Annotated in this window: 18 protein-coding genes; 2 read left to right on the top strand and 16 right to left on the bottom strand. The window is 66.4% G+C overall.

Going from position 1 to position 21306, the window contains the following annotated elements; translation table 11 throughout:
- Positions 1-145: 145 nt before the first annotated feature.
- The gene (locus tag AC51GT_RS02800; protein ID WP_496327776.1) at positions 146-1084 is read left to right on the top strand and encodes an asparaginase; all 939 of its coding nucleotides are present in this window, start codon (positions 146-148) and stop codon (positions 1082-1084) included.
- Positions 1085-1271: 187 nt separating this feature from the next.
- Here AC51GT_RS02800 and AC51GT_RS02795 read toward each other — a convergent pair whose 3' ends face one another.
- Entirely contained in the window at positions 1272-2633 is a 1362-nt protein-coding gene (locus AC51GT_RS02795; protein ID WP_496328002.1) for a DNA polymerase IV, read from the bottom strand.
- Between the two features lie 87 nt (positions 2634-2720).
- The gene (locus tag AC51GT_RS02790; RefSeq protein ID WP_496327775.1) at positions 2721-3176 is read right to left on the bottom strand and encodes a nitroreductase/quinone reductase family protein; all 456 of its coding nucleotides are present in this window, start codon (positions 3174-3176) and stop codon (positions 2721-2723) included.
- A gap of 111 nt (positions 3177-3287) precedes the next feature.
- Between AC51GT_RS02790 and AC51GT_RS02785 the strand changes: the two genes are divergently transcribed.
- The gene (locus tag AC51GT_RS02785) at positions 3288-4007 is read left to right on the top strand and encodes a TetR/AcrR family transcriptional regulator (protein ID WP_496327774.1); all 720 of its coding nucleotides are present in this window, start codon (positions 3288-3290) and stop codon (positions 4005-4007) included.
- Here the strand turns inward: AC51GT_RS02785 and ileS are convergent.
- From ileS to mraY, 14 genes are all read right to left on the bottom strand, one after another.
- Complete coding sequence (gene ileS, locus AC51GT_RS02780; RefSeq protein WP_496327773.1) at positions 4004-7216, bottom strand: isoleucine--tRNA ligase; 3213 nt, start codon at positions 7214-7216, stop codon at positions 4004-4006. The two genes, AC51GT_RS02785 and ileS, sit on opposite strands and share 4 nt — an antisense overlap.
- Positions 7217-7457: 241 nt before the next feature.
- Positions 7458-7916, bottom strand: coding sequence for a hypothetical protein (locus AC51GT_RS02775; RefSeq protein ID WP_496327772.1), 459 nt, complete (start codon positions 7914-7916; stop codon positions 7458-7460).
- A gap of 27 nt (positions 7917-7943) precedes the next feature.
- The gene (gene wag31, locus AC51GT_RS02770) at positions 7944-8765 is read right to left on the bottom strand and encodes a DivIVA-like cell division protein Wag31 (RefSeq protein WP_496323846.1); all 822 of its coding nucleotides are present in this window, start codon (positions 8763-8765) and stop codon (positions 7944-7946) included.
- Positions 8766-9174: 409 nt separating this feature from the next.
- Positions 9175-9456 carry a YggT family protein gene (locus tag AC51GT_RS02765; protein WP_496323845.1) on the bottom strand — a complete coding sequence of 94 codons (282 nt, stop codon included), beginning with the start codon at positions 9454-9456 and terminating at the stop codon, positions 9175-9177.
- Positions 9457-9522: 66 nt separating this feature from the next.
- Positions 9523-10275, bottom strand: a complete 753-nt coding sequence (locus tag AC51GT_RS02760; protein ID WP_496327771.1) for a cell division protein SepF — start codon at positions 10273-10275, stop codon at positions 9523-9525.
- A gap of 80 nt (positions 10276-10355) precedes the next feature.
- Positions 10356-11111 carry a YggS family pyridoxal phosphate-dependent enzyme gene (locus AC51GT_RS02755; RefSeq protein ID WP_496327770.1) on the bottom strand — a complete coding sequence of 252 codons (756 nt, stop codon included), beginning with the start codon at positions 11109-11111 and terminating at the stop codon, positions 10356-10358.
- Positions 11104-11820: a peptidoglycan editing factor PgeF gene (pgeF, locus tag AC51GT_RS02750; RefSeq protein ID WP_496324112.1), complete on the bottom strand. Its 717-nt coding sequence runs from the start codon at positions 11818-11820 to the stop codon at positions 11104-11106. The genes AC51GT_RS02755 and pgeF overlap by 8 nt, the downstream gene beginning before the upstream one ends.
- Before the next feature lie 8 nt (positions 11821-11828).
- Positions 11829-13019: a cell division protein FtsZ gene (gene ftsZ, locus AC51GT_RS02745; protein ID WP_496323842.1), complete on the bottom strand. Its 1191-nt coding sequence runs from the start codon at positions 13017-13019 to the stop codon at positions 11829-11831.
- Between the two features lie 203 nt (positions 13020-13222).
- A complete protein-coding gene (locus AC51GT_RS02740; protein ID WP_496327769.1) occupies positions 13223-14185 on the bottom strand; it encodes a cell division protein FtsQ/DivIB in 963 nt (320 codons plus the stop codon).
- A complete protein-coding gene (gene murC, locus AC51GT_RS02735) occupies positions 14182-15702 on the bottom strand; it encodes a UDP-N-acetylmuramate--L-alanine ligase (protein ID WP_496327768.1) in 1521 nt (506 codons plus the stop codon). Before murC ends, AC51GT_RS02740 begins: the two co-directional genes overlap by 4 nt.
- The gene (gene murG / locus AC51GT_RS02730) at positions 15699-16826 is read right to left on the bottom strand and encodes an undecaprenyldiphospho-muramoylpentapeptide beta-N-acetylglucosaminyltransferase (protein WP_496323839.1); all 1128 of its coding nucleotides are present in this window, start codon (positions 16824-16826) and stop codon (positions 15699-15701) included. The genes murC and murG overlap by 4 nt, the downstream gene beginning before the upstream one ends.
- Positions 16827-16880: 54 nt before the next feature.
- Positions 16881-18653, bottom strand: coding sequence for a putative lipid II flippase FtsW (gene ftsW / locus AC51GT_RS02725; protein ID WP_496327767.1), 1773 nt, complete (start codon positions 18651-18653; stop codon positions 16881-16883).
- Positions 18653-20170, bottom strand: a complete 1518-nt coding sequence (gene murD, locus AC51GT_RS02720) for a UDP-N-acetylmuramoyl-L-alanine--D-glutamate ligase (protein ID WP_496327766.1) — start codon at positions 20168-20170, stop codon at positions 18653-18655. Before murD ends, ftsW begins: the two co-directional genes overlap by 1 nt.
- A gap of 19 nt (positions 20171-20189) precedes the next feature.
- On the bottom strand, positions 20190-21278 hold the full coding sequence (gene mraY / locus AC51GT_RS02715; protein WP_496323836.1) for a phospho-N-acetylmuramoyl-pentapeptide-transferase: 1089 nt from the start codon (positions 21276-21278) through the stop codon (positions 20190-20192).
- Between the last annotated feature and the right edge of the window lie 28 nt (positions 21279-21306).

Raw genomic sequence — 21306 nt, 5'->3', positions numbered from 1 at the left:
AATCCGTCCTTCTCATTTCACAACCGGTCACCGGAAGTGACAGGTGAATCGGGTCGTTTGGGCCAAGTCGGCATCGGTCCCGACCCACTATGCCAAATGCATCCGGATTTGACCCGTGAGGCCGCCAGAGTCGAAGCTGACAATCATGGCGTACCCGCAGGCTGTCGTGTCAATTCTCACCACCGGCGGGACCATTGCCAGTCGCCGTTTCGCCGACGGCGCGCGTCCGGATGTCGGTGGTGCCGAACTCATCGCGGACGCACGCTCGGACGCGGACGCCACCGAACTGCGGGTGCGCGACATCCTGCAGGTCGATTCCGGGGCACTGCTCCCGGCAGACCAGGACGCGATCCGGCAGGCGGTGGCATCCGAACTCGGCGATCCCGACGTCCGCGGGGTGGTGGTCACGCACGGCACCGACACCATGGAAGAGACCGCGATGCTCATCGACCTGATGCATCGCGACCCCAGACCCGTTGTGGTGACCGGCGCGCAGTTGCCCGCGGACTCCCCCGACGCCGACGGTCCGGCCAACATCGAGGCGGCCGTTGCACTGGCCCTCGACCCCGGCCTACGCGGGCGCGGGGTCCTGATCGCCATGGGCGGCGAGGTGGTCGCCGCACGTGGCGCAACCAAGTTCGACACCCGCAGCCCGATGCCGTTCCGGCAGGTTCATCCGGGTCTGCCCCGACGACTGCTGCCACCCGCTCCGATAGCCGGGGTCCGGGTGGACATCCTGACCCTCTATCCGGGCGTCGATCCCCAGATCCTCGAGTGGGCCGCCGACGCCGGTGCCGACGCGATCGTCCTGTCGGCCAGCGGTTCCGGCAATACCCATCCCGATGTCGTGGCCGCGGCCGGCCGGGTGATCGACCGCGGCATACCGGTGGTCGTGTGCTCGCGGGCCCCGCTCGGTGAGGTGGTGCCACTCTACGGAGGTGGCGGTGGCGCAATCGATCTGATCAGATGCGGCGCGGTGATCTCGCCGTGGCTTCGCGCCTCGCAGACAAGGGTCGCGGTGCAGGCGATCCTTGCCGGCGGCGGTGGCCGACAAGAAATCTCCGCCTTCTTCGCCCCCGACTGAGACCCGAGCCGACCGGAGCCGCCACCCCTCCGCCGACCGTGCCGAAATCACCGTTGACCGTGCCGAAGTTGCACGCACCAGGCCACTACCTCAACAGTTTTGGCACAGTCGGCGGTGATTTCGGCCCGCTCGACGGTGATTTCGGCCCGCTCGACGGTGTTTTCGGCCCGCTCGGCGGCCGGTCGGGTTACTCCTCCTCGGGGACTTCGCGGAGGTACTCCTCCGGCCAGTCGAGGCTGAGCAGCGGATCCGCTTTCTGCAGATCGGGATCGTCGAGGGAGAACGTGCGGGCGAATCCCGGTCCGCGGGCGCGGGTTTCGAACCGGATCGTCACCCGGCCATGGCCGCTGCCCTGGACCCAGCCGTATCCGTGCTCCGGGTGGTGGACGTCGTCGCCGGTGGTCCAGCGCAGCCGGTCGGCGTCCGGAGTGCGGCCGCCGGGATAGGACTGCTCCGCCGACGACGCATCACCCTCGCCGGCCTCGGGCCCGGAGAATTCATCCAGCTCCGGGAACATCGAAAACTGTTGCACCGCCGTCAGACCGGAGTATCCGACGCCGACCAGGCGGATCGGCCCGATCTCCTGCGGGTCGAGCACCAGACGCTGGGCGGCGGCGGCGAGGACCGGAAACTCCGTGGTGGCCGCGGGCAGCGTGCTCGACCGGGTGAGTACCGACATGTCGGACTTCTTGAGTTTGACCACCACCGTCCGGGATCCGCGCCCGTCGGCGAGAAGTCGGCGATGCGCGGACGCCGCAGACCGTTCCACTGCCCCGCGTAGCTTTGCCAGATCCGTGATGTCCTCGGCGAACGTCGATTCGGCGCTGATCTGTTTGGCCGAGGCCCGTTCGGCGACGGGCCGGTCGTCGATACCCTGTGCGAGCAGGTGCAACCCGGGACCGACCGTGGCGCCCAGTACCGACGAGACCTCCATCGGCGACATGGCCGCCAGGTCTCCGATCGTGTCGATACCCAAGCGTTGCAGCCGTTCTCCGGCGACCGGTCCGATCCCCCACAGTTTGCGTACCGACAGCCGAGACAGGAACTCCCGCTGCTCGTCGGGCCGGACGACCACCACACCGTCGGGTTTGGCCATGCCGGAGGCGATCTTGGCGATCTGTTTGCCGGTGCCGAAACCGACCGATGCGGCCAGCCCCACCTCGTCGGCGATCCGCTTGCGCAACCGCTGCGCGAACTCTTCCGCGGCATCGGCATCGGCCCCGGCCAGTTCGGCGGGCTCGGCGAATGCCTCGTCAAACGAGAGGGTTTCGATCACCGGGATCATCCCGCGCATCAAGCCGAACACCCGCCTGCTCACCGCGCCGTACACCGATCCCCGCGGCGGCAGCACCACCGCGCCGGCGCCGACCAGCCTGCGCGCCTGATGCATCGGCATCGCCGAACGCGCACCGAATACGCGAGCCTCGTAGCTCGCACCGGCAACGACTCCCCGTCCGCCCAGACCGCCGACCATCACCGGTCGCCCGCGCAACGTCGGCCGGGTGAGCTGTTCGACCGAGGCGAAAAATGCATCCATGTCGATGTGCATCACCCACCGGGAACTGCTGCCCCCGCCCTGTTGTCGCACATCGGCAATCGTATGCCCCGGCGGCGACACCGGAATGGACCCGGGGCGTCAGGAAGTGGCGCGCAACTCAAAGACCGGAATGATCCCTCCGGCGGCCAGCAGTTCCTCCTGCGAGGAGTCCGCGCCGATCTTGACCGGCATCAACGAGGCGACCTCCCACCCCCAGCGCTTCAGGTACGGGCGCAGCAGCGCCGGCTTGTCGGCGACCTCGACTTCCGAGACCGAATACGTGGTGGCGGTCCGGCCACCGCGCAGCGTGCACGTTCCGGCTGCACGGACATTGCGCGCCCACTGCGTCTCGCCCCGCGCACCGATCAGATAGGTGCGGCCCCCGATGCGCAGCGGGTTGACCGGGATACGTTGCAGATTGCCCGAGACGCGGCCACGCACCTCCAAGGTGCGTGCCCCGGCGAGTGTGATTCCCCGGTCCGCCAACCACGCGACGATGCCGTTGAAGAAATGCACACCCCTGCCGGGCCGGTTGTAGTGCGTGATTTCGGTCATGACCTGCTCCTTCACTCGATTGAGAGAGCACTGCTCTCGCTTGTTCTCGAGTGTGCACCACCGTCGACCCAATTGCAAGAGCACTGCTCTTGTTTGTGGCAGGATGACACCATGAACAAAAAGCCGACCCCGCGTGCGCAGGCCCGGATGCAGACGACGCAGCGCATCCTCGAGGTCGGCCGGGAGCATCTGGCGACGTACGGCGCGGCGGCCCTGTCGCTACGGGCGATCGCCCGGGATCTCGACCTGGTGTCCTCGGCGGTGTACCGCTACGTCGCGAGCCGCGACGACCTCCTGACCATGCTGGTGGTCGACGCGTACACCGAACTCGCCGACGCGGTCGGTACCGCTCACGACACCGCACCGGCCGACGATCCGAGAGAGCAGATCCGCCGCAGCGCCCTGGCGTTCCATGACTGGGCGGTCGCCGAACCCGCGCGCTACGCACTGCTCTACGGCAGTCCCGTCCCCGGATATCAGGCACCGGCGGAGAAGACCACCGAACCGGGGACACGTGTTGCCGCACTGCTGATGCGCGCCATCGCCGATGCCGCCGCATCAGGTCGGATGACCCCTCAGGTGTCGTTGCACCAGGCAGGTGTGGACGCCGTCTTCGACGGCATCCGAGAGGAGTTCGACCTCGAACTCGACGACGATCACCTGCACAGCGCAGTTGCGTTGTGGGCCACCACTGTCGGCCTGACCAGTCTGGAGGTGTTCGGGCAATTCGGCGTCGAGTCACCCACCGATATGCAGACGCTGTTCACCCTGCAGATCGATGGGCTCCTCGATCGGATCGGACTGGCTGCGAGCCGGCCCGCGCTTCCCTAGCCCGCCTTGGTGACCGTCGCCTGTACGCCGTCACCGAGTTCGACCCACGGCCCCGATGCGGGCTCGTCGCGTCCGTCGACCACGCTCAGGTCCACGGCCAGGATCTCGCCGGCGATCAGGTCGGCGTGCCGCCGCGCCCACTCCAGATGCTCGGCAGGTACCGCCAGGACCACCTTGATCCGGTCCGACACATCCAGCCCGGCACTGCGTCGGGTTTCCTGTAGTTCGCGGATCCGGTCCTTGGCCCAGCCCTCGGCCTCGAGATCTTCGGTGACCGTGGTGTCGAGGACCACGAGTCCGTTGCCGGACGGCAGCTCGGCAGTCGATTCCGGTTTCACCGCAACAAGTTTGCGGCTGAACTCCCCTTCGAGCAGTTCGATGCCGTCGGCGCTGACCACCTCGGCGCCGTCACGCTCGGTGATGTTCACATTCCCGGACTTGACGGCCTTGATGACCCGCTGGACATCCTTGCCCAGTCGAGGCCCGGCCACCCGGGCGTTGACGGACAATTCCACTTTCCCGTACTGGTCCGCATCTTCGGTCAGATTCACCGACTTCACGTTCATCTCATCGGCGATGAGATCGGTGTACGGCGCCAGCCGCTGCGCATCGGGCGAGGCGATCGTCAACGCAGGCAACGGAAGCCGCACCCGCAGCTTGTTGGCCTTGCGCAGGCTCGACGCCACCGAACAGACCGACTGCACGTCGTCCATCGCGGCGACCAATTCCGGATCGGCAGGCAGTTCGTCGTCAGCGGGCCAATCCGTCAGGTGCACCGACCGCTCGCCGGTCAGCCCACGCCAGATCGCCTCGGTGGTCAGCGGCAGCAACGGCGCGGCCAGACGGCAGGCCACCTCCAGTGCGGTGTAGAGGGTGTCGAACGCCTCCGGAGCCTCATCCTGGCCGGCCCAGAACCGCGAACGCGACCGGCGCACATACCAATTGGTCAGGGCCTCACAGAAGTTTCGGAACTCGTCACATGCACCGGCGACGTCGTAGGTCTCCATCTGCTCAGTCATCGCATCACGGGTCGCCGCAGCCTTCGCCAGGATGTACCGATCGAGCACATTGGTGGAGGCGGTGCTCCACTGTGCGGGCCGCTCGGCATACAGCTGCAAGAAGCTGTACGCATTCCACAGCGGCAGCAACGCCTGCCGGACACCTTCCCGGATCCCCCGCTCGGTGACGACCAGGTTGCCGCCCCGCAGGATCGGCGAGGCCATCAGGAACCACCGCATGGCATCGCTGCCATCACGGTCGAACACCTCGTTGACGTCGGGGTAGTTCCGCTTGGACTTCGACATCTTCTGGCCGTCGTCACCCAGCACGATGCCGTGCGCGGCAACCGTCCGGAATGCCGGACGATCGAACAGTGCGGTCGAGAGCACGTGCAGGTTGTAGAACCAGCCGCGGGTCTGACCGTTGTACTCGACGATGAAATCGCCTGGGCTGTGGCCCGGTTCGGTGTCGGTGCCCTCGAACCAGTCGGTGTTCTCGAACGGGTAGTGCACCTGCGCGAACGGCATCGATCCGGATTCGAACCAGCAGTCCAGGACCTCGGGCACGCGGCGCATCGTCGACTTGCCGGTCGGGTCATCGGGGTTGGGCCGGGTCAGGTCATCGATGAACGGCCGGTGCAGATTGTCCGGGCGGACACCGAAGTCACGTTCGAGTTCGTCGAGGCTGCCGTAGACATCGGTGCGCGGGTACTCCGGGTCATCGGAGATCCATACCGGGATCGGCGCACCCCAGTAGCGGTTTCGGCTGATGTTCCAATCCCGTGCACCTTCGAGCCATTTGCCGAACTGGCCGTCCCGGATGTGTTCCGGCGACCATTCGATCTGCTTGTTCAGCTCCACCATCCGGTCACGGAATGTGGTCACGGCGACAAACCAGGACGGAACGGCCATGTAGATCAACGGTTTTCCGGACCGCCACGAGTGCGGGTACGAGTGTTCGATCGTCTCGTGGCGCACGATCTTGCCTGCGGCCTTGAGGTCTTTGATGATCACCGGGTTGGCATCGAAGACCATCTGCCCCTCGTAGGGCGGCACCATCGAGGTGAAGCGGCCGCCCGGGTCCAGAGGCTGCACGACCTCGATCCCGTTGGCCGTGGCCAATTCCATGTCCTCTTCACCGAAAGCCGGTGCCAGGTGGACGATTCCGGTTCCACTCTCGGTGGTGACATAGTCGCCCAGCAGGATTCGATGGGCACCCTCGTGGCCGACGAAGAAGTCGAAGGGCGGCTGATAGCGGATGTTCTCGAGCTGCGAACCGGTGTATGTGCCCAGGACCTCCGGCTCGGCGCCCAACTCGCGCGCGTAACCGCCGAGCAGCGCGGTGGCGAGCAGGTACTCCTGTCCGTCCTCGCCCCGGACGTGGCTGTATTCGGTGTCGGGATGAACGGCGATCGCCAGGTTCGAGGGCAGTGTCCACGGTGTCGTGGTCCAGATCAGAGCGTTCACACCGTCGAGTTCCGTCGGCCCGAAGTCCTTGGTGTTCAAGGTCATCCGCACGGTGAGCGCCGGATCCTGACGCATCCGGTAGGCGTCGTCGAGCTTGCTCTCCTGATTCGACAGGGGCGTCTGCTCGTACCAGGAGTACGGCAGCACGCGATAGCCCTGGTAGACCAGGCCCTTGTCGTGAAGTGTCTTGAATGCCCACATGACCGACTCCATGAAGTCGATGTCGAGGGTCTTGTAGTCGTTGTCGAAGTCGACCCAGCGCGCCTGGCGGGTGACGTACTCACGCCATTCGTCGGTGTACCGCAACACCGAGGAGTGGCAGTACTCGTTGAACTTCGCCACACCCATGGTCTCGATCTGGGCCTTGTCGGTGATGCCGAGCTGCCGCTCCGCTTCGAGCTCGGCGGGCAGACCGTGGGTGTCCCAGCCGAACCGGCGGTCGACCTTCTTGCCTCGCATCGTCTGGAAACGCGGGACGAGGTCTTTGACGTAGCCGGTCAGCAGATGACCGTAGTGGGGCAGACCGTTGGCGAAGGGCGGGCCATCGTAGAAGACGAACTCCGGCGCATCCGCCCGGTTCTCGATCGAGGCCCGGAAGGTGTCGTCGGACTTCCAGTAGTCGAGCACCCGCTCCTCGACCTGGGGGAAAGAGGGCGCGCCGCTGCGTGTGCCGCCGGTGAGATCAACCAGCGGATAGACCCGTCCGGTTGTCTGGTCCTGCGTTGCCGATTCTTGTGAACTCACTACCGTCTCCTCGTGCTCTGGCGTGTTAGCCGGCACGGGGACGATCCGATGGGTTCATCGGCCGCGGTACCACCCCGCTTGCGCCTGGGATCGGCGCCACTCCATCGATTGACCGGCACACTGCTGCCGGTAACCGCCGAGGCTGTGACGGGCCTCAATCCGCCCGGTTCTACTGAGGACCTCGCGGTCCCGTTCTTCCGGGTGCTCCCCGGTGATGGCCGGATCAACGCGTTCTTCAAGTCTAACGTGGCTTGTCCAGAAAGAATTCTTCGGTCGGCGGATCGTCCGGCCGATCATGCTTCGATATCCGCGGGATCTCGCCGGTTTCCGCCTCGGAGGCCGCGTCGAAGTTGCCCCCGTTGCGGGTGTGGCCCTCGGACGAGTCGCCGGTTGTGGGATCTTCCTCATGCTCCGCCGTTGCGGACCAATCCCCAGCCTGCTCCTGATCCGAGGTGCCGACCTCGTCATTGTTCAGATCACTGCCGTCGTCATCGGCTGCGGTGCGATCGGAGTCGTTCGCGTCGGAATCAGTTGGGGCAGAAGAACTCCGCCCCAGTCCGAGTAGGTCGCCGATGAGAAATCCGACCCCTATGACGCAGACGACCACGCATGCGATCGCCAGCCAGAGAACACCCGTGAGCAGAGCCGCCACCAGTAGGACGAATCCCACCAGGGTGGCCGACAGCGCCAAAACCAACACGTGAAGCGTCCTGGTTACCCGGTCGCGTCAGTTGCTCGGCTTGGAGAATCCGCCTGTGTTGGTGAAACCACCGTTGCCGGGATCGGACGAGAAGGCGTCACCACCGCGGGCATTGTCCACCGGTGCCGCACTGCCCCGTTGCTGCAACTCTTCGAGCTGCGACTCCAGGTAGGTCTTGAGCCGTGTCCGGTACTCGCGCTCAAAGGTCTTGAGCTGCTCGATCCGGCCTTCCAGCACCGTGCGCTGCTGGTTGATGGTGCCCATGATCTCGGTGTGCTTGCGCTCGGCGTCCGCCTGCAGCGCAGCTGCCTTCTCCTGTGCCTGACGCGTCTGCGTCTCGGCGCGGGTCTGCGAATCGGCGAGGATCGCCTCGGACCGCTGACGCGCGTCGCTCAACATCGCCTCGGACTTTGCGCGGGCGTCGCCGACCAGCGCATCGGCGCGGGCGCGGGCGTCGGCCACCATCGACTCGGACTCACTACGAGCATTGTTGGTGAGTCGATCAGCGGTCTCTTGGGCCAGACCCAGCACTCGGGCAGCCCGAACGCTCTGGTCGTCGCTCTGCGGTGCCGCGGGAGCCGCGGGCTCGGCAGCCGGAGCCGCCGGTTGCGCCGCAAATGCCTGCGTTGCAGGTTCTGGAGTCGATGCCGGCGCGTTCTTTGCCGCAGCAACCTCGCCTTCGAGCTCTTCGACCCGTTGTTTCAGGTCAGTGTTCTCTTCGATCAGACGCGCCAGTTCGGCTTCGACGAAGTCGAGGAACTGATCTACCTCGTCCTCGTTGTAGCCGCGTTTGCCGATCGGCGGTTTGCTGAACGCGACGTTGTGCACATCAGCTGGTGTCAGCCGCATTGGTCGGTCCCCTTATACCTTGTGTCGAACTTCGGTCTCTACTTATCGGGCAGGTGCTGGCTCAGCGTGTCCGCCGAACCGTGAGCGTCCTTCATATTATTCACGATATGCACACAGGCTGTAACTGGCGTCCATCCTGTCACACCAGAACCGTTCGTTGCACCCCATGGTTGCCATGTCGAAATCAAACGGCGGTCAAAACGCACCATTTAAAACGGCGCGCCGTGAATCCGTGACCCGTTTGTTATCAACCTACTCGATACTAGTGCGTCACACCCGGGACAAGGTGATCCGGAGGGTCATCGCCCTGTTCAGGCGGAGTGTCTGCCCGGACCCGCCCACCCCACCGACCGCAAAACGGCCGGGCCGGAACGGTGAATCGGGCAGCAGATCCCCCGCCGGGACCGAACTATCCGGCGACGACGGTCATGGCTATCAACACCAGGATCATGGTGATCATCAGAGACAGGTCCAACCGGACCGGGCCCAGCGGGATGGGCGGAAGTATGCGCCGCAGTGTCTTGATCGGCGGATCGGTGGATGTGAAGACACCCTCGATGACCACAACCGAGGCGCCGGTCGGGCGCCATTCCCTGGCAAAGGTACGTACCAATTCGATCACCAGGCGGCCCAGGAGCAGCAGCCAGTAGATGAAAAGGATGTAGTAGATGATTTCTCGCGCGATCGTCACGCCATAACTCTGCCCGAATTCGCGGCGGTTTGGGAAAACCCCAGCACTGGCGGCCTGTTGCCCGTCCTACTGGTGGTTGTAGAAACCGGTCTCGGCGATCTTGCGGCGATCCTCGGCCGAGACGTCGATGTCCGCGGGAGCCAACAGGAAGACCTTGGTCGCCACCTTGTCGAACGAGCCGTGGAGTGCGAAAGCCAGACCGGCGGCGAAATCCACCAGCCGCTTCGCATCGGCGTTGCTCATGTCCACGAGGTCCATGATGACCGGACTGCCGTCGCGGAAACGCTCGCCGATCGTGCGGGCCTCGGCATAGCTGCTGGGCCGCAGCGTGGTGATCTTGCCGAGCGGGTTGCCTTCTTCGAAGACCCGGTCCAACTCGGCGCGCGAATCGAGAGCCAGTGCCCCACGAGTGCTCGTGCCGCCGCCGACGGTCGTCGGACGGGTGGCCGCCGGACGGCTGCTGCCGAGCGGCTCGAGGCGTCCGGTGGGACGCGCCGGCGCCGGTGCCGCGTAGCGGTCGACCGACTCGAACTGGGGACGACGGGAACCGGCGTAGGCGTATTCGGGGGCCCGCTCGAACTCGGCCTCCCGGTAGTCGCGGTCGTCGACCTCGTCACGGTACGGACGGGCTTCCTCGGCGCGGAACGGACGGACCGCACCGACCTCGTCGCCGTAGAACGGCTCGCGGTAGTCCTCGTCGCGGTAGTCGCGCTCATAACGGCGAGCCCGTGCGGGTGCCGGGTCCTCCAAGTAGTCGTCTTCGTAGTCCCCGGGCGGAACCATGCCGAAGTACGCCTTGAACTTGTGGATGGTGCTCATCGCATTCCCTCTTTCAGCCGCAGCTTGTACTCGACAATCTCTGTTAGCCGTGTTGCTCGTGTTACTCATGTGACTAACCGTTAGGGCGAGATTACTGGCCGGTGGCCCATGATCGCGGTACCGACACGCACGCATGTCGATCCGTACTTGACAGCGACCTCCAAATCGGCTGACATACCTGCCGACAATTCGGTTGCCGCCGGATATCGCGCGACGAATTCCTGATGGATGCGGGCCGCCTGCTCCAGCCACTGCTCCGCAGAACCGCGAAGTGGCGCAATCACCATCAGTCCGCGCAACTCCAGATTCGCTGATTCGCCGACGTGGTCGGCCAGCGCAGGCAGTTCATCTGCGGGGACGCCGCCGCGGCCCTTGGCCTCGTCGTCGTCGAGTCCGACCTGGATGAGGACCTCCAGCGCTCCCGGGCGCGAACCGTCCTCGCGGGCGGTCCCCACGGCGCGGTCGAGCGCCTGGGCGAGTTTGAGACTGTCGACCGAATGCACCCGGTCCGCCCACCGGGCCACCGACTTCGCCTTGTTGCGCTGCAACTGTCCGATCATGTGAAAGCGCAGATCGCTCCGACCGGTCGTGGCCCGGACCTCCGCAGCCTTGTCACCGGCCTCGGGCTCACGCGATTCACCGAACTCGGTGGCACCGGCATCCACGAGCAGGCGCACGTCATCGGCCGGAAAGAACTTGGTGACGGGCAGCAATTGCACCTCGGCCGCCGACCGGCCCGCTGCGAGGCAGGCCGCGTCGACGCGACTGCGGACCCGAGCCAGATTCGCAGCGAGTTCCTCGCCACGCCTCGACGACAGGTCAGAGCCCTCAGGCACTGCTGTCCATCCAGATGACAGAGGCGAACCGTCCCGTCGGCGCCCCACGCCGGTGACTGAACAGTGTCTCGTCTTCGATCGTGCACCGCGGATCCTGCGCCACCGCGTTGATCCCGGCCTCGAGCAGCTGACGCCGGATACCGGCCCGCAGATCGAGTCCCGGGGTGCCCTTGAGTGTCGTGGTGGCGCTGCCGGGCAGGTGGGCCTCGACATCGGCCTGCATGTGCGCGGGCACCTCGTACCGGCGACCACTGGCCGCCGGTCCCATGAACGCACCGATCCGGCTCACGACCGCGCCGGCCGCTTCCATCTCCGCGAGGACCCGCGGCACGATCCCGATGCGGGCACCGACCCGTCCGGCGTGGACGGCCGCGATCACACCCGCCTCCTCGTCACTGAGCAGCAACGGGACACAGTCGGCCGTCAGCACCGCCAACGCCAGGTCTTTGGTCGTGGTGACCAGGGCATCGGTGGCCGGTACCGGCTCGGACACCGGACCGTCGACGGTGACAACGTTGCGGCTGTGGATCTGTTCCATCCAGACCACCCGCGAGGCACCGACGCCGATTTCTTCACCGAGCCGGGCCCGATTGCGCGACACCGCATCCGGATCGTCACCCACGTGGTCACCGAGATTGAAGGACGCATAGGGACCGGTCGAAAAGCCACCGGCCCGCGAGGTGGTCACCCGCCGGACGCGAAAACCCACTGCCACGTTCAGCGCTTCATGAACGGTGGAACGTCCACCTCGTCGTCCGCCTCGTCCATCCCGTGGGCGGGACGCGAGGTCGGGCGGCCGCCGCGATCATCGGAGAAGGGGTCGCCGGCAGGGGCCTGGGCGAACAGCGGCTCGCGACGTTCGTGGTCACTGCCGTTCGACAATGCACCCGCGCGGGCAGATCCGACCGAGGCGCTGCGAGCTGCGACGGTGGCCGCCGACTCGACCGGCTTACGCGCCGGTGAACCGCTGTCGAAGCCGGCTGCGATCACCGTGACACGGACCTCATCGCCCAGGTTGTCGTCGATCACGGTGCCGAAGATGATGTTGGCGTCGATGTGGGCGGCTTCCTGCACCAGCGTCGCCGCCTCGTTGATCTCGAACAGACCCAGGTCGCTGCCGCCTGCGATGGAGATCAGCACACCGTGCGCGCCCTCCATCGAGGCCTCGAGCAGCGGGGAGTTGATCGCCGATTCGGCAGCCTTGGTGGCGCGGTTCTCGCCACGCGACGAACCGATGCCCATCAACGCGCTGCCCGCGTTGCTCATCACGCCCTTGACGTCCGCGAAGTCGACGTTGATCAATCCGGGGGTGGTGATCAGGTCGGTGATGCCCTGAACGCCGTTGAGGAGGACCTCGTCGGCGCTGCGGAACGCATCCATCAGGCTGACGGCGGCGTCGCCCATCTGCAGCAACCGGTCGTTGGGGATGACGATGAGCGTGTCGCAGGATTCGCGCAGGGCGGTGATGCCTACCTCGGCCTGTCCCCCGCGGCGCTTGCCCTCGAACGAGAAGGGTCGGGTGACCACACCGACGGTCAGCGCGCCGAGTTTGCGGGCGATGCTCGCCACGACGGGCGCGCCACCGGTACCGGTGCCACCACCCTCACCGGCGGTCACGAAGACCATGTCGGCGCCCTTGATGAGCTCCTCGATCTCGTCCTTCGCGTCTTCGGCTGCGCGGCGACCCACCTCGGGGTCGGCACCGGCGCCCAGACCACGGGTGGAATCGCGGCCGACATCGAGCTTGACGTCGGCGTCGCTCATCAGCAGGGCCTGGGCGTCGGTGTTGATCGCGATGAACTCAACACCTTTGAGTCCCTGTTCGATCATGCGGTTGACGGCATTTACTCCGCCGCCGCCAATACCGACGACCTTGATCACGGCAAGGTAGTTGTGCGGGGGCGTCATGGCGCTCGCCTTCCTTTTGGTCTCTTCGAACCAGTTTGGTTCTACGGCACGGCCGCTTCGCGAAAACCCTCAACCTAAACCATAGGCTTAGAGTTATGTCAAGTAGTCGTGTGCTGATGGAAACGCTAGGCACCTTCGGACACCTGAGCCAGCAACCGGCGCGGCGTGTCGGGAAAGAACTCTGCGAATTTGCACCAAATCGACTATTTGAACGTCGGATTCGACGGGCTGGACACATTGTATTCGGTTCCCGGTTGCGTCAGCACATGGCGCAGGGTCTCCGCCTTCTCCGCATTTCGACGGTCATCTCCCCACACCACGGTGCGGTTGTCCTTGAGTACCAACACGATATTCACCGGGGAACCGACCTCGATCGCGGCGATTTGTTCGGACACGTAAGGAGGAACCTCGGCCATCACGGTCAATGCCGCGCGCGTCGAGGCGTCACCCGAACCCGGATTCTGGGTTCGCAGCTGCGCCAGTCCGGGCGGCGGATCCTGTTGCGCGAACTCGAATCCCAGCTTGTCCATCAAGTACTTCTGTCCATCACGCTCGGTGAAGACGACCGCGACGCGTTCGACCACCGAGATACTGATGGTCGACGGATACTCGCGCTTGACCCGAACCGAGGCGATCCGCGGGATCATCGAGACCCGCTGGGCGGCTGCCGCGGCATCCACCTGCAGGAGCGGCTCGCCACCGGGAACCGCTGCCGCTGAGGTGATCTCCTCCGCCGGCACCGCGGAATTGCCGGACACGTCGACCGATCGCACCGACATCAGCGGCGTGAAGTAGGCAACCAGGAACAGCGCGAAGACCACCGCGACGACACCGATCGTGCCGACCAGCACCCGCATCCCGCTGATCGGGGGCCGACTGCGCCGGCGGCGGGTGAATCGTCCGCGCGTGAACCGGCGCAGCCGTGCCCTCGACGTCCCTCCCCCGGTGTCGGATTCGTCAGATTCACCCGAATCGCCGTCGTCGTCGTCCCGAGCGGCCACCTCCGCCGCCCCGGGCCCGTCGTCATCGAAATCGTCGTCATCGAAGTCGGCGCCGAAATTTGCTGCGCCGGACTCGTCCGCGCCGAGGTCCCCGGCAACGAGTCCATCCGCGTCGGGCTCGTCCGGACCGAGATGACCTGGTCCGGGCTCATCTGATCGGTTCACCGTTCGCCCCGCGGCGGCCGGCCGTCCCGGCTCACCTGACCGGCATCTCGCAACGCCTTGACGATCTCCCCGGCCTGCATGGTCACGTCACCGGCACCGATGGTGAGGATCACGTCTTGCGGCTGGGCCAGCTCGACCACCTGGCGCGGAAGCGCTGAGACATCAGGCTGGAAGGCAACGGGTTTGCTGATCCGTTCGGCGATCGTCACACCGCTGATCCCCGGGATCGGTTGTTCGCGCGCTCCGTAGACATCGAGCACGATGACCTGATCGGCGAGGTCGAGTGCAGCGGCGAACTCGGTCGCGAATGTCTCTGTGCGTGAGTACAGGTGGGGCTGGAAGATGGCCATCACACGACCACCGTCGGCCGCGACCATGTCGCGCGCCGCGGTCAGCACCGCCCGGACCTCGGTGGGGTGATGGGCATAGTCGTCGAACACCCGGATCCCGCCGACAGCGCCGCGTAGCTGGAATCGGCGGTGGACACCGGTGAAACCTTCGACGCCCCTGACCACATCGGCGAGCGGCGCGCCGGCGGCTTCCCCGGCCAGCACTGCGGCCATCGCGTTGAGCGCCATGTGTTTACCGGGCACCGGCAGCTTCATCTCATGCTCGACGACGACGCCGTCGCGGTCGGTGAACCGAACCTGTGCCACGCCCCCGCCGGCACGGCTCTGCCAGGTCGACAGCTCGGCCGCGAGCGGGGTATCCGGCGCCAGGTCGCGGTGCAGACCCTCGCCGTAGCCGCGGATGGAAATGCCCCGCTCGGCCATCCGTTCGGTCACCCGGCCGGCGAACGCCGCCGACCCCGGATCGTCGAGGCAGACCACAAGGGTGCCGCCGTCGACGATGCGATCGGCGAAGTCGTCGAACACTCGCACATAGGCCGCCACGGTCCCGAAATAATCGAGGTGATCGGACTCGACATTGGTAACCACAGCCACATTCGGTGTGTATTCCAGGAGCGACCCGTCGCTCTCGTCGGCCTCGGCCACGAACACTTCGCCCGATCCGTGGTGGGCATTGGTTCCCGATTCGTTCAGCTGGCCACCGATGGCGAACGACGGATTGAGGCCGCAGTGCTGCAACGCGACCACCGTCATCGACGTGGTGGAGGTCTTGCCGTGTGTGCCCGCGATCAGCACGTTGCGGTGGCCTTCCATCAGGGTCGCGAGTACCCCGGGCCGCAGCAGGATGGGGATCCCGCGTTCGCGCGCAGCGACCAGCTCGGGGTTGTCCTTGGGGATGGCGGCCAGAGTGGTGACCACCACCGTCGGTCCCCCGTCGAGCATGTCGAGCGCCGCACCGTCATGGCCGATGTGGATCTGCGCACCCCGGGTGCGTAGATCGATGACACCGCGCGATTCCTTGGCGTCACTGCCCGAGACCTGACCCCCACGCGCCAACAGGATCCGGGCGAGCCCGGACATCCCGGCGCCACCGATCCCGACCATGTGCACACGCGAGAGTTGCGCAGGCAGAGGCTGTTTCGGGCTTGGGTTGTTCGAGTCGTTCATCGGCTCACCAACGCACGCCGGGCCTGTGCGAGTTCGATGCCGGCCGCGGCAACCGCCTGAGCGGCACCCCTGGCACCCGATCCGGCGGCCGCAGCCGCCATCGCCGCGAGCCGTTGCGGATCGGTCAGCAATGGCGGGATGGTCTGTGCCACATAGTCGGGCGTCAGATCTGCGTCGTCGACCATCAGTCCCCCACCGGCCTCGACCAGCGGGGCGGCGTTCAGTCGTTGCTCCCCGTTGCCGTGCGGAAGCGGGACGTACACCGCGGGCAGACCGGTCGCCGAGACCTCGGCGACGGTCATCGCCCCGGCCCGGCAGATGGCCAGATCCGCGGCCGCGTAGGCGAGGTCCATCCGGGAGACATACGGCAGGCCGACATACGCCGGAGTCGCGTCGAACGGCTCGATGGTGTTCTTCTTCCCGTAGGCGTGCAGGACGCCGATACCGTTGTCCGCCAATGTCTGTGCCGCACCGCGTACTGCGGTGTTGAGGCTCTGCGCACCTTGCGATCCACCGAAGACCAGCAGGGTCGGGGCGTCGGGATCGAGTCCGAAGAACGCTCGGGCCTCGGCGCGCAACGCACCACGATCGAGATCAGAGATGGCCGCGCGCACCGGGATTCCGACAACCTCGGCCTGCAGACCGGAGCCGGGAACCGCGGCCAGCACCCGCTGTGCCAACCGCGCACCGACCTTGTTCGCGACACCGGCACGGGCGTTGGCCTCGTGGATGAGCACCGGGATCCGCGCGCTCGGACGGCTCCGCAGACGGGCCGCGAGATAGGCGGGTAACGCCACGTACCCACCGAATCCGATGACCACGTCGGCCTCCACCTCGTCGAGGATCCGACGCGTGGCGGCGACCGACTTCGGCAGTCGCAGTGGAAGTTTCGCAAGATCGGCATTGGGCTTGCGGGGCAAGGGCACAGGCGGGATCAGCTCGAGCCGATAACCGCGCTCGGGCACCAGTGTCGTTTCGAGTCCACGCGCTGTGCCCAGGGCGGTGACGGTGATCGTCGGATCGATCTCGATCAACGCATCCGCGACGGCCATGGCCGGTTCGATGTGTCCGGCCGTGCCACCGCCTGCCACCACAACCGACAACGGCCGTGCCGAGTCACTCATGATCCCATGCCCCATCCACGTGCGTCCGTTCCAGATTTCCATCCGGCGGTGCGCTCACCGCCTCGGTCGCGGATCGCGGCGCCGGCGGTCCTCACCGTACGGTCGGGCAGAGGCATTGCTGCCGCGACGGATATCTCGCGGCTGACGATCATGGGCATAGCTGTCATTGTTACGCAGTGACTGCGACCTCCGCTGAGGCGGGCTTGCAGTGCCGTCATATCCCCAATCCTGGGGCCGCTGCACCCGCACGCGCCGGGTGTCCTCACGCGGCGGATAGCTGCGTGGGGGCTGTTGTTTCCGCACCGGCCGTCGCGCCGGTTCGGTGGCCGCGGCCCGACGGGCCCGCCCCACCGGACTCGGTGCGCGCTGTACCCGCCGCCGGTCCAGGCGGTCACGCAGAACCTCCGCACGGGTCTGAGCGTACGGAACCGGGTTGGGTAGGCGGAGCATCCTGCCGAACCTGCCGTCGCCACCAGAAGCCAGTGCCGCGACCGCCTCCGGTTCGTGCCGGGCCGCGTTGGCCAGCAACCCGAACATGACCAGCGTCGTCAGAGTCGAGGTGCCACCGGCCGACAGCAGCGGCAGCTGAATACCCGTCACCGGCAGCAGTCCGACGACGTAACTGATGTTGATCAGCGCCTGCGCTGTGATCAGGATCGTGATGGTTGCGGTGAGCAATCGCAGGAAGGGGTCCACCGAGCGGGCCGCGATCCGCAGGCCGACGAAGGCGAACAGACCGAACAGCAGCAACACGATGACGCCGCCGACGAGCCCGAGTTCTTCGCCGATGATCGCGAAGATGAAGTCGTTGTGCGCGTTGGGCAGGTAGTTCCACTTGGCGCGGCTCTGTCCGAGACCCTCACCGAACGGTCCACCATTGGCCAGCGCGTACCGCGCCTGCCTGGCCTGATAGCCCGAACCCTGCGGATCGTTGTCCTGCCCCAGGAAGCTGAGAACCCGCGCGCTGCGATAGCCGGCCGACATGGCGAACACGCCCGCCAGCACCACACCGGTGAGCGCGAAGAACCCGAAGACCTTCATCGGCAGGCCCGCGAACCAGAGCAATGCACCGATGATGATCGCGATGGTGACAGTGGTACTGAGGTTCGGCTCGAGGATGATCAGGCCACAGATCAGCACGGCCACCGGGATCAGCGGGATCAGCAGCTCACGCAGTTGCGCGTTGTCGCGGCGACGTGAGGCCAGCAGGTGCGCACCCCAGACACAAAGTGCGACCTTGGCGAGTTCGGAGGGCTGGACCGAGAGCCCGCCGACGACGAACCACCGGCGAGCACCCTGACTGAGGGTTCCGATCCCCGGCACGAGGACCAGCATCAGCATGATCGTGGTGATGATGATGGCGGGGGCGGCCAGTCGCCGCATTATCCGCACCGGCATCCGGACGGCGAAGTAGAACAGCAGCACACCGAGCGCGGCGAAGACCAGCTGGGTGGTGAACATGCCGTACGACGAGCCCGTTTTGGAGTAACCCTCCACCGAGGAGGCCGAGAGCACCATCACCAACCCGAAGGCGGTCAGCAGGACGGTGAGGGTGACCACCAGATGGAACGACGCCAGTGGCCGGCCCAGGACACCGGCAATCCTGGAGAGGATCGAACCGATCCCCTCGCCCAGGGTGATGACCCGGCGCTCCGATGTGGACTCGGCCGGACGACGAGCGCGACCGGTCGACTCAGAGGCTGTCTTCGCGGAGTCGTCTCCGACGTCGACACCGTCGAGGTCACCATCGTCCTCGACGTCCACACCGCCGGGTCCGGTATCCGAATCAGCATTGTCGCCGTCGGCGTCGATTCGGTTCTTTCGCATCAGGAGGCCCCCAGCACCTGCGCGCCCGGGAGGGCGCGGGCACTCGCGGCGAAGCTGTCGCCGCGGGCCCCGTAACCGGAGAACATGTCCAGCGACGCCGCGGCCGGGGCCAGCACCACTGCATCGGGGGTGTCCGGATCGGCTACGCAGAGATCCCAGGCGGCCCGCACCGCACTGTCCATGACCGCGTCGGCGGAGGCCGGATCTGTCGAAGCCGGGACGATGTTCATCGCCCCATCTTCTCCTGTTACTCGTGTGACTGTTGGGACCAAAGGGGCGTGTCGTGCCATTGCATCTCTGATGATGTCGCGATCGGCTCCGATGATCACCACCCCGGCGAGCCGATCGCGGATGGCGATGATGAGTTCGTCGACCGAAGCGCCCTTGAGCAACCCCCCGGCAACCCAGACCACCCGGCGATGACCCAGGATCGACGCCTGCGCGGCGTGGGGGTTCGTCGCCTTCGAATCATCGATGAACGTGGTCGTCCCGACGATGGCGACCGGCGCGCTGCGATGCCCGGCGACGGTGAACGATTCGAGTCCTTCGGCGACGGCCTGCGGGCCGGCCCCGACCGCCCGGCACAGCGCCGCGGCCGCGAGCGCATCGAGCACCCCGGACGGGCCCGGCGGCCGGACCTTGTCGGCGTCGATCAACACCGCGGCCTCGGCCAACGGGATCGGAGCGGAATCGGCACCGGCCTCCCAGTCGACCCGGTCGACCAATCGGCCGTCCACCACACCCAGTTCATCCGGTTCCGGCGCGCCGAGGCGGAAGCCGAGTGTGCGTCCGTCCGGATCCGAACCGGTGAGGTCTCGCGCCACCGGGTCGTCGCGGCCGACCACCGCGATCGGCCCGGACAGGGCGATCGCCTTGGCCTCGATGTAGGCATCCATCGAGCCGTGCCAGTCGAGATGATCCTCGGCGATGTTGAGCACCACACCGGCGGTCGGACGCACAGATGGCGCCCAGAAGAGCTGGAAGGACGACAGTTCCACGGCGAGCACATCGACGCGGGGCTCGGCGACCAATGCATCGAGCACCGGCAGGCCGATGTTGCCGCAGGCCATCACCGAGGCCCCGGCAGCGGTCATGATCGACTCGACCATCCCGGTGGTGGTCGTCTTGCCGTTGGTGCCGGTGACCACCAGCCATTGTCGTGGCGGCCCGGTGACGCCGGATCGGTCGACCTGCCAGGCCAATTCGACCTCACCCCAGACCGGTAGCCCAGCCTTCGCGGCGGCCACCACGAGCGGGTTGTCGGGCCGAAATCCCGGCGACGCGACGACGAGATCGAAGTCGTCGGTCCAATCGGAGGTCGCCATCAGGGCGCCCGGGGACACCGCCGTGGCACCGGCGGCAACCAGCGGTTCGAGCGCCGCCGGCCGGTTGTCGCAGACGGTGACCGCCACACCCCGGCTCACCAGGAACCGGGCCGCGGACGCGCCGGCCACCCCGGCGCCGGCGACCAGGACGCGCTCACCCCACGGCGGCGGCCCGACCGGTTCAACCCTCACCGGCCTATCCCCCACTGGCCTATCCCCCACTGGCACTGAGGAACTCGCTGTAGAACAGCGACAGACCCAGCGCACACGCGATGGCGGTGAGCAGCCAGAACCGGATGATCACCGTGGTCTCTGCCCACCCGGACAGTTCGAAGTGGTGATGGAACGGCGCCATGCGGAACACCCGCCTACCGGTGGTCCGGAAGACCGCGATCTGGATGACGACCGAGATGATCTCGGCAACGAACAGGGCGCCGACGACGACGGCCAGGAGTTCGGTGCTGGTGGTGATCGACAGGCCGGCGAGCAGTCCGCCGAGGGCCAGGGATCCGGTGTCTCCCATGAATATCTTTGCCGGGGCGGCATTCCACCACAGGAATCCCAGGCAGGCACCACCGCCGGCGACGGCGATCAGCGCCAGGTCGAGCGGATCACGGACCGTGTAGCAGCCCGGCTCGGCGGCCTTGGGTCCACCGACGCAGGCGTTGCGGTATTGCCAGAAGGTGATCAGTACATAGGAGCCGAGGACCATTGCCATCGAGCCCGCGGCGAGGCCGTCGAGACCGTCGGTGAAGTTGACGGCGTTGGACCAGGCCGAGACGACCAGCCACACGAAGATGATGAAGACCACCGAGCCCATGGCGATGGCATCGATCTCGCGGACGTAGGACAGCTTCGGGCTGGCCGGCTGGTAACCGGCTTCATTGCGGAACTGCAGTGCCAGCACACCGAACAGCAACGCAGCGATGAGCTGACCCACCGACTTCGCGGTCTTGTTCAGCCCGAGGTTGCGCTGCTTGCGGATCTTGATGAAGTCGTCGAGGAAGCCGACGAGCGCCAGCGTGGTCGCCAGCGACAGCACCAGGATGCCCGAGGCCGTCGGGCCACTGCCGTCCGAGATGTACCCGAACAGATGCGATCCCCCGTAGCCCGCCCACAGTGCCGCGACGATGGCCACGCCACCCATCGACGGGGTGCCGCGCTTGGTCTGGTGGCTCGCCGGGCCCTCGACGCGGATCTCTTGACCGAAGCCTTGACGCGAAAAGACCTTGATCAACACCGGGGTCAGCAAGATCGCCACCGCCAGCGAGATCACGCCCGCAATCAGGATCTGCCTCACCTGAACATCCCTATCTGTCGAATATCAA

The organism is Williamsia sp. z34, from assembly GCF_059553395.1.
Note: the sequence above shows the minus strand (reverse complement) of the source record. Positions and strands in the feature narration are given on the sequence as shown.